This window comes from Providencia sp. PROV076 (assembly GCF_028483405.1).
GTDB classification, from domain to species: Bacteria; Pseudomonadota; Gammaproteobacteria; order Enterobacterales; family Enterobacteriaceae; genus Providencia; species Providencia huaxiensis.
On record NZ_JAMPRR010000032.1, the window covers coordinates 59765 to 68794 of the forward strand.

A 9030-nucleotide genomic window follows, 5' to 3' on the forward strand; every position below is an offset into this window, starting at 1 on the left:
CACAGGAGAGCGCAGATGCTTACCCAACTAACAATTAATAATTTTGCAATCGTACGTGAATTAGAAATTGATTTCCGTAATGGTATGACCGCCATAACCGGTGAAACAGGTGCGGGTAAGTCTATTGCTATTGATGCACTTGGCCTGTGTCTAGGGAATCGAGGTGAAGCCAATATGGTACGCCCTGGTGCACAACGTGCTGACCTTTGCGCTCGCTTTTCCTTAGTAGATGCACAATTAGCTGCCAATTGGCTTACAGAACACCAACTTGATAACCAAAATGAGTGCTTATTACGTCGTACTATCTCTCCAGATGGTCGCTCCCGTGGCTTTATTAATGGCGTTTCAGTTCCTTTATCACAACTTAGAGAACTAGGCACATTGCTGATTCAAATCCATGGTCAACACGCACACCAGCTCTTGCTAGATAGCTCTCATCAAAAATCCTTGCTTGATGCCTATTCCAACCAGCAAGAACTACTGGTTCAAATGAAAAAAGCATGGCAAACATGGCATGATTCCTGCCAACAATTAGCCGTCTTTCAAAAGCAGGTGCAAGAGCGTGAATCTCGGCAGCAACTGCTGGAATATCATCTGAAAGAACTAAACGAATTCCTCCCTGTTCAAGGAGAGTTTGAAGAAATAGACCAAGAATATAAGCAACTCGCTAATCATGGGCAGTTTTTAGCTATTGGGCAAACAACAACACAAATACTATCCGAAAATGATGATTCGAATGTTATTAGCTTATTAAATATGGCAAAAAATGAATTGACTGACTTGGTTGCTCTCAATCCTAAATTCTCAGAGTTACTTGATATGCTTGAAGAAGCATCAATACAAGTCAGCGAAGTCAGCGATGAAATCAAACACTATTGTGACCAATATGAGCTTGACCCTAATCGCTTGTTTGAACTGGAAAAACGCATCTCCAAACAAATCAACTTAGCGCGTAAACACCATGTCACACCAGAAGCCTTACCTGAATTATTTCAGCAATTACTAAGCGAACAAGAACAGATAGCCAATCAGAATGAAGACGCAGAAGTCTTAAATGCACAAGTACAAGCGAATCATCATACAGCTCTCGAATGTGCAAAACGCTTACACCATGTACGTTTACATTATGCACAAGAGTTAAGTACATTAATTACCAATAGTATGCATCAACTTTCAATGCCTCATGGCCTATTTACTATTGATGTAAAATTTATACCTGAACAACTACAAATCGATGGTGCCTGTAAAGTAGAATTCAATGTGACGACTAACCCAGGACAACCACACCAAGCGCTTGCTAAAGTTGCATCGGGTGGTGAATTATCACGTATAGCATTAGCTATCCAAGTCATTACTGCTAAAAAAATGGATACCCCTGCATTAATATTTGATGAGGTCGATGTCGGTATTAGTGGACCAACCGCAGCAATTGTAGGGAAGTTACTACGTGAACTAGGTGAGTCAACGCAAGTGATGTGCGTGACACATTTACCACAAGTAGCTGGGTGCGGTCATCATCACTTTTATGTGAGTAAAGAGACAAACGGTGTAGAAACAGAAACTCACATGCAATTACTGGATAAAAAAGCCAGATTACAAGAACTTGCGCGTCTTCTTGCTGGTTCTGAGGTAACAAAAAATACGCTTGCCAACGCGAAAGAGTTACTTGCAGCATAATTTTTGACAACTTTTTTATGCTTATGTGGTCTTAGAGTCGATAAGGAAGGTTTTAAATTGTATCAATGTCGATTATCATTGATGTTCTGACTCCAAAAGGAATGAGATATCCATGCGTTATAAATTGTTAACTGCTGCAGCACTATCACTCGCATTAATGTCTACGGGCTGTTCAATGATGGAACGTCTTGTCTATCACCCGGACATTAACCAAGGTAATTACCTCACAGCGAAAGATGTTGCTAAGATCCAAAAAGGAATGACACAGCAACAAGTCGCTTATACTTTGGGCACGCCAATGTTATCTGACCCGTTTGGTACTCAGACTTGGTATTATGTTTTCCGCCAAGAACTTGGTCATGACCCAGTTCAGCAAGAAACTTTAACTCTGATCTTTGATCGTAATGGCATTCTGACTGACATCAAAAACGAGAAAAATCTTGCCGCGCAGGAATCAATGGAAGCCGCTGAAACAAAAGTATCAGAAACTAAAGCCGCTGACTAACCATAAGACACTAGGGCCACCTAGTATGATAATAACAGCCTGTCTTTTGAAAAATTATTCAGGCGGGTTGTTATTATGAGTGCCTTTATTATAGATTTATTTAATCTCATTTTAACTAAATAAATTTCAATAAAAAACCGAGCTTTTGCTCGGTTAGCTACAATAGAATAAAGTTACTTATTTTTAGCTTCTTTAGATTTTTCGGCTCGTTTACGCCTTAATTCTTTTGGATCAGCAATCAAAGGTCGATAAATCTCAACACGATCCCCATCTTGCACTAAATCAGTCAATTTAGCGGGTCGGCTATAAATACCAATCTTATTTTTTTTAAGGTCAATATCATCCCTAAGGGCTAGGATGCCAGAAGCAAGTATTGCTTCTTCTATTGTGCTACCTTCTTTAACTTTAACTGATAACAAAAATTGCTTTTCAGGAAGCGCATATGTCACTTCAATGTTCAGCTCAGACACTATAAACATCCTTTGCTCTTAAAGTGAAAGCTTGTACCATATTATTTGCTAATTCTTTGAAAACTTTGCCAAATGCAAGCTCTATCAATTTATTTGTAAATTCAAAATCAAGGTGAAATTCGATTTTACAAGCATCCGCACTTAAAGGAATAAATCTCCAACCACCCGCTAATTTACTAAATGGCCCTTCCACAAGTTGCATATGAATGCACTTGTTATCTTCTAGCACATTTTTTGTGATAAAAGTTTTGCTAATGCCTGCTTTTGACACCTCAACAGAGGCGGTCATCTCTTCAGAACTATGACTAATAATTTGGCTACCGACACACCCTGGCAAGAAGCTTGGATATGAAATAACGTCATTAACGAGTTTATACATTTGTTCTGCGCTAAACGGAACTAACGCAGAGCGGCTAATCTGTGGCATATCAATTCCTATCCCCAAAAACTGAGCGTATAATACCACCTTTGATTGGTTAAACAAAAAACAAAACCCACATAGGGCAAGATTTGCACAATCAAAAAAATATCAGCTTAGAAAGATTTCTTTCAACTCAGCTTACAGTATAATGATTGCACTATGACAAAGAAAAAACCATATAAACCCGGTTCAGCAACAATTGCTATGAACAAGCGTGCTCGCCACGAATATTCTATCGAAGAGGAGTTCGAGGCGGGTCTATCCCTACAGGGTTGGGAAGTTAAATCACTCCGAGCAGGCAAAGCCAACATTGGAGATAGCTACGTTCTTTTAAGGGACGGTGAAGCTTATTTATTCGGTGCAAACTTCACTCCACTGACAGTTGCATCATCGCATGTTGTATGCGACCCAACTCGTAGCCGTAAGTTACTTTTAAATCAACGTGAATTAGATACACTCTACGGTAAAGTTAATCGTGAAGGTTATACCGTTATTGCACTTTCCCTCTACTGGAAAAATGCATGGTGTAAAGTTAAAATTGGTGTTGCCAGAGGTAAAAAATCTCACGATAAACGTTCTGACATTAAAGAACGTGAATGGCAACTCGATAAAGCACGTATAATGAAACATTCTAATCGCTAACCTCTAGCTTTATAGAGTATTTTTCTGTTATACTGCGCTCAACAACTTGGGGCTGATTCTGGATTCGACGGGATTTGCGAAACCCAAGGTGCATGCCGAGGGGCGGTTGGCCTCGTAAAAAGCCGCAAAAAATAGTCGCAAACGACGAAAACTACGCTTTAGCAGCTTAATAACCTGCTTAGAGCCCTCTCTCCCTAGCCTCCGCTCTTAGGACGGGGATCAAGAGAGGTCAAACCCAAAAGAGATCGCGTGGATGCCTTGCCTGGGGTTGAAGCGTTAAATTTAATCAGGATAGTTTGTTGGTGGCGTGTCTGTCCGCAGCTGGCAAATGAATTTAAAGACTAGACTAAGCATGTAGTACCGAGGATGTAGAAATTTCGGACGCGGGTTCAACTCCCGCCAGCTCCACCAAATTTGGTGGGTCAGTGATAGGACAACAGGTTTAAAAACAGGAAGTTAGCAAAATCAGTTGGACTACACACTGACACAAATAGGACTACAAATGATACGCAAATCGTACGCGAATTATTAAGTTCACTAAAAGCCCACTTCAGTGGGCTTTTTTATTGTAGGTTATGGCTACACATCATTTTCCTCAAGTAAGCATTAGCTGTAATTCCTCAATTTCCACTTAGGCTTTGAAAATTGATGGTGCGAATAACTAGCTTGTGCCTTCTAATGATCTTCTACAGCATATAGATAAATTAAATATCTATTTTTTTTCTCCCGACTTCCCCATAGATTCGATTAGGGATAAAATTATTTTTTCTTGTGGTAGAGTTGGTGTCTTTTCGAGATTGATACTATTCTCACGGAGGTTTTTTAAAATAATTGAGAAATCACCAACGTGACCTTTACTTAACACGTATGCAAGTTTTTGATTTTCAAAATCGGTACCTAACTGCATATAATATTTTATAAAAACTAACACCGCCTTCATTACAAAGCCTATAAATATTATCAAAGAAAGGTTGAGAAGAACGGTTGCAATTGAATCAGCAATTTTCTCACTTTCACTTTTTTCTGGTTTCCCCAAACTAGACCATTTTTTATATGCATTTAATATACGCTCAGATGTATCCTCACCAGATACATTAGAAGATTGAGAGTCAATCTCACTATTTTTTATATCCTTAGGTAAAAGATGAGTCTCCTTTGAGGCGATGTTATCTGGATATATAAAAAGACCATTTCCATCATAAAAACCAACTTTATATTCTCCATCGTTCCTTGGTTTATATATGACCGCATCACCAATTTTAAGCGAATTTTTATTCAACGCTGTCATTGCCTCTGAAATCCAACTACGCTGAGAGTCTTTTCCGCTGATAATTAAGAATGCAACCATTACAGCCGCACTAACAAGAATTAAAATTAAACCAATGTTTGCCCATCTTACAAAACGAGCCCTTCTCTCAAGTAATAATGTTATTTTATCATCTAATAGAGAGTCTTTTCGTTCTTCTGTAGTATCACTGCTCATTTATCATCCTTTTAATTTGTACTACCTTGAAAAATAAAGGTAACATAATAATTTTTAACCAATTTTTAATATGAACTGCAATATTCCCTATTTACATAAGCAACCTTATTAGGATAGCACTGTGGTATATATTTAAGTACACTAATAATAGACAAATCACACGCGACTTATTAAGTTCATGAAGAGCCCACTTCTTCGGTGGGCTTTTTTATTTACTGCTACGGGGCTGCATCATTTTCATCGATGATAGATTCCTGCTTAGCCCTTTCTGCTTCCTCTACTGCACGTTTAGCTTCTTCTTGCACTAATCGCTCTGCTTCTAGCTTAGCGAGTCTCTCTGCTTCAGCTTGCTTTTGATTGTAGATAGAATTTGATGGCATATTTACACGAACATCAACCCAGTGGCCCGCTGGAATATCGCAGGGCTCTCCTGGTGTTAATTCAACCTTTCCATCAAAGCCCGGTATTGATTCTTCATCTTCTGTTGCATCACGCAAAAACTCTGGATATAGCTTGAAGCGTTCATACTGTATGTTTTGCGGTAAATCATGCTGACGATAAGATGTGTACAAAACAATATCCCCATCCTCATCAGGCTCAACAATGCGTCCATCAAATGGGTGTGGCTTACCTTTCTCCAGTACATCATAAAGGGCATATACCAGTGGAAGCTGGTTAATACCGCATGGAATCGTAATACCGCCATTGATACCGCCCCAGCTCGCATCAGAGTGTAGGCCAAGAACGCCATGCAACTGGTAAATTCCCGTATGCAGTTTTTTGAGTGTTACACCTTCGGCTTCTTCATTTGGATCAATATGGTCAGCAAATACTCGAATAATTGGTGATGCGGCTTTTAAGTTTCCGTTTGAGTCTTTTGTTGTGTTGGACGTGTGATACACCTTGATTAAATCATGAGCATCTTGCGGCCTGTTTTTTCTTAAAATAGATAATGCGTTAGAACCTGTCTGCCCCATAATTAGCGCAGTCACACCGTCAGCTGTGTTATTTTTAACGACTATCGCATTCCCATAAAGCCCCGCCAAGCCTATCGAATCTAAACCCTCTGTTATGATTGGATTAACAGGATAAAATGCACATATCATTTTTGAAAAATCTGTTATTGATGTCAATTTTAATGAATTACTACTACCACCGACCCCACCGTCTCCAACTTGCATTAATGTGCCGCTGGCGGCTGGTATTGAGTGACTTGTTGTTTTTCCATCTCTAAATGAATTAATTCGACTCCCCGATAGCCCCGCTTCGAGTTCCAGATAATTTGAATCATTAGTGTTTTGTGTTTTTGCTTTTACTCTTCCGACAGCGCTAATATTACCAATGACATCCCCACCCGCTTTATCAAACTTCCCATCTAGCTGCTTATCCATTTCTTTTGTTGTGCGTAGCTGTTGAGTCGTTTGGTCTGGCAATGTAACAGTGATAATGCCCTGCTCGGTCATCCAGCGCGTTAATATGTCGCTGAACTGCACATTCGCACCGTTCATGGACACAATCTTATTCATGGCATCGGAAACAGAATGAACCATCGTCGTGAGAATGACGTACTTCGCCCCAGTTACTGATGTTGGTAATGGGAAATTTAATGTGAGTTCAGTATCTGATTGAATCGACTGAATACTGTTGTTGTGAACTGTAGTACCAATTTGAATTTGAATCGCCTGCTCTGCGGATACACGATTAATGTTATTGAGCCATTTTGTGCCTGTACCGACTAATTTTGTACTGTTTGCGGTTGTTGTGACTGTACCGATGTTATAAGACATGTTAATTCTCCGAAATTTGGACGTAAAAAAACCGCAATTAAGCGGCCTAAGTTGTAATTTAGTAACTTTTTAGAGATTAAAAATAGTCATCGCGATTTAAAACAATGGTGTCGCACTCAGAATAAAACGCATTACCTGCAGCGGTTTTATGCGAGCCAAATTTATAATAAGACCCTTGCCTTACGCTAACTGCACCATTGAGCATCCTTAATCCACCATGCCAACACCGGTTGTTATTTGACGAGCCTGTAAAAAACACCCCGTATCGAGCCAAGGGAACTAATGGCCTGTCGTACACTTTTGATTCACTTCTTCCTATGTGAATAGTTTCTGGTGCTTTAATGGGTGGATAGTGATTAGTAATAACAGGCTGCCCCATTTTATTAAACAAAAACAGGCCACTATCCCCTTTTTTTAATGGTGGAGTAAACCCGCTTTGAATGATAATAATATCCATCTTTACTGTATTGCCGGGTGTTAATACGCGATTAGTAATATGGTCATACTCAACCACTGCGCTGGGGTGATCCCAATAAGCAAGAACCAGTTGAGAATCACGATTAGGCAAGTTACTGGGTAATGTCATTGCGTCTGTTATTGTTCCACTATATGACCACACAATAAAACCGAGTTGAGTGTTACTTGTTATGGCCGTAAAGTCAGTCGCCCCCTTTATGTAAGCCCCCCAGCCTGAGCGCGTATTCTCATTATGCGTTTCAAAAACATGCAGCCTAGCGGCTGGATCTGTATATCCTCGATAGTCATTCTTGTAAAAATATGATGTTCTTAGCCCAACTCTCACCTTATTGCCTGAAACGCCTATATTTTCGATTACGATATGATTGAACCATCCCATGTCATCAAGCCAAGCATTTGTTGCTTGGAAGGGAACTGCTATCAATTTAGTGTCAGGTGATTTTTCCGTCACTGTCACTTCATGGGAGTAAGTCCACTCTCCTAGCGGGGCTCTAGGTACATCAATCGTTCTTAAATAATTAAAACTCCGTGTTCCAGAAAGCCCGTAGGGATTTTTCAAACCAATTTTATTAAACATATAAACGTCATACGCCAAAATTCCCCCCTTTCCAGTTGCCAATGAACAATTGCAAGTTTCCATCTTTGTCATACATCGAAATTTCATTATTTTTTTGGATCATCGAACCTGCATTATCAGACCCGTAAATTTCGACTATCCCATTCACCATATCTATCCTTGAGCCGACTCGCTTAACGGGATCATAGTTTTTAGAGCGCAAATCACTCCCAACAATAATTTTTTCAATTATGGCCTTGTTGATAAACGCTTCATTGATAAACACCTGCCCGTTTTCGACAAAGAAAACGGGCTCTAGCTTGCCGCTGGATGGATTGAAAATACCGAAGGTATCGGCACTAAAACCAATTTGTGTAACCACTTTTCCATTCTGAACAGTTACGCCCATAAGAAACTTAGCGTCATAGTATTGGCCGTTCCAGTTAATACCGGTCTTAATTGTGTAGATAGCAGAGCCATTCCCTTTGTGATCGAAAACAGTTTGCCCCCGCAATTCAATTGCGGACTTATTCTCACCCACTTCTGATTTAATGAGTTCATTAACCTCCGCTTGTGATTTCTCATTATCAGAAACTGTTTTCTTAAGAGTTGTAATACTTGAATTGAGATTGTCAAACTGAGCCTCAATCTTTTCAAAAGATTGTGCATATGCCTGGTGATTATCAGCGACAACCTTATCGATACGAGTAATTGATGCTTTAGCGCGTAAGATTTCCGTACCTTGCACATTTTGCTGGGCTGTTAACTGCCCGATGGCTTCAACTTGCGCTAATTCTTCATTACTCATCGTTTGTTCGATATGATTGATTGATGCCTCATTATCTTCAAAACGTGACTCTGACTGTTCTTTTGCCTCCGTTAATGCCTTATCAGTGTTTGCCGTCGTTTCAGTCAACTTACCAATGCTCGCTTGAGTATCTTCGTGCTGGCTCTGTTGCGTTTGTTTAATCTGAGTTGTGGTTTCATTCAATGTTGCAATAGACTCTGTGTG

General features: G+C 39.8%; 9 protein-coding genes and 1 other RNA gene. 4 read left to right on the top strand and 6 right to left on the bottom strand.

Annotation, left to right across the window (positions count from 1 at the left end):
* Nucleotides 1–15 precede the first annotated feature (15 nt).
* Nucleotides 16–1677 (top strand): DNA repair protein RecN, encoded by a 1662-nt coding sequence (recN, locus tag PSF67_RS18410; protein WP_195697464.1) that lies wholly within the window; start codon nt 16–18, stop codon nt 1675–1677.
* A gap of 112 nt (nt 1678–1789) precedes the next feature.
* The gene (bamE, locus tag PSF67_RS18415) at nt 1790–2182 is read left to right on the top strand and encodes an outer membrane protein assembly factor BamE (RefSeq protein ID WP_166267590.1); all 393 of its coding nucleotides are present in this window, start codon (nt 1790–1792) and stop codon (nt 2180–2182) included.
* 173 nt (nt 2183–2355) lie between these two features.
* Here bamE and PSF67_RS18420 read toward each other — a convergent pair whose 3' ends face one another.
* Both PSF67_RS18420 and PSF67_RS18425 read right to left on the bottom strand, forming a co-directional pair.
* Entirely contained in the window at nt 2356–2652 is a 297-nt protein-coding gene (locus tag PSF67_RS18420; protein ID WP_102137793.1) for an RnfH family protein, read from the bottom strand.
* The gene (locus tag PSF67_RS18425; RefSeq protein WP_195697465.1) at nt 2645–3079 is read right to left on the bottom strand and encodes a type II toxin-antitoxin system RatA family toxin; all 435 of its coding nucleotides are present in this window, start codon (nt 3077–3079) and stop codon (nt 2645–2647) included. Before PSF67_RS18425 ends, PSF67_RS18420 begins: the two co-directional genes overlap by 8 nt.
* 153 nt (nt 3080–3232) lie before the next feature.
* Here PSF67_RS18425 and smpB point away from each other — a divergent pair, with 153 nt between their 5' ends.
* Both smpB and ssrA read left to right on the top strand, forming a co-directional pair.
* Nucleotides 3233–3715 (top strand): SsrA-binding protein SmpB, encoded by a 483-nt coding sequence (gene smpB / locus PSF67_RS18430; protein WP_004265004.1) that lies wholly within the window; start codon nt 3233–3235, stop codon nt 3713–3715.
* A 48-nt stretch (nt 3716–3763) separates the two neighbouring features.
* Nucleotides 3764–4126, top strand: a transfer-messenger RNA (tmRNA) gene (ssrA, locus tag PSF67_RS18435).
* Between the two features lie 301 nt (nt 4127–4427).
* On the opposite strand, the gene PSF67_RS18440 is transcribed toward ssrA, so the two are convergent.
* The 4 genes from PSF67_RS18440 to PSF67_RS18455 all read right to left on the bottom strand — a co-directional run.
* The gene (locus tag PSF67_RS18440) at nt 4428–5198 is read right to left on the bottom strand and encodes a hypothetical protein (protein ID WP_125892288.1); all 771 of its coding nucleotides are present in this window, start codon (nt 5196–5198) and stop codon (nt 4428–4430) included.
* 218 nt (nt 5199–5416) lie between these two features.
* Entirely contained in the window at nt 5417–6985 is a 1569-nt protein-coding gene (locus PSF67_RS18445) for a phage tail fiber protein (RefSeq protein ID WP_272677429.1), read from the bottom strand.
* Nucleotides 6986–7061: 76 nt separating this feature from the next.
* Nucleotides 7062–8057 carry a DUF6453 family protein gene (locus PSF67_RS18450; RefSeq protein WP_272672363.1) on the bottom strand — a complete coding sequence of 332 codons (996 nt, stop codon included), beginning with the start codon at nt 8055–8057 and terminating at the stop codon, nt 7062–7064.
* A partial coding sequence (locus PSF67_RS18455; RefSeq protein WP_272677430.1) for a phage tail tip fiber protein occupies nt 8047–9030 on the bottom strand: 984 nt, incomplete at its 5' end. The genes PSF67_RS18450 and PSF67_RS18455, both read right to left, overlap by 11 nt.

What these genes read in the sequence shown, in the direction of transcription:
- PSF67_RS18425 (WP_195697465.1), bottom strand. Translation starts at nt 3,079, where the DNA reads ATGCCACAGATTAGCCGCTCTGCGTTAGTTCCGTTTAGCGCAGAACAA.
- PSF67_RS18440 (WP_125892288.1), bottom strand. Translation starts at nt 5,198, where the DNA reads ATGAGCAGTGATACTACAGAAGAACGAAAAGACTCTCTATTAGATGAT.
- PSF67_RS18445 (WP_272677429.1), bottom strand. Translation starts at nt 6,985, where the DNA reads ATGTCTTATAACATCGGTACAGTCACAACAACCGCAAACAGTACAAAA.
- bamE (WP_166267590.1), top strand. Translation starts at nt 1,790, where the DNA reads ATGCGTTATAAATTGTTAACTGCTGCAGCACTATCACTCGCATTAATG.
- smpB (WP_004265004.1), top strand. Translation starts at nt 3,233, where the DNA reads ATGACAAAGAAAAAACCATATAAACCCGGTTCAGCAACAATTGCTATG.
- recN (WP_195697464.1), top strand. Translation starts at nt 16, where the DNA reads ATGCTTACCCAACTAACAATTAATAATTTTGCAATCGTACGTGAATTA.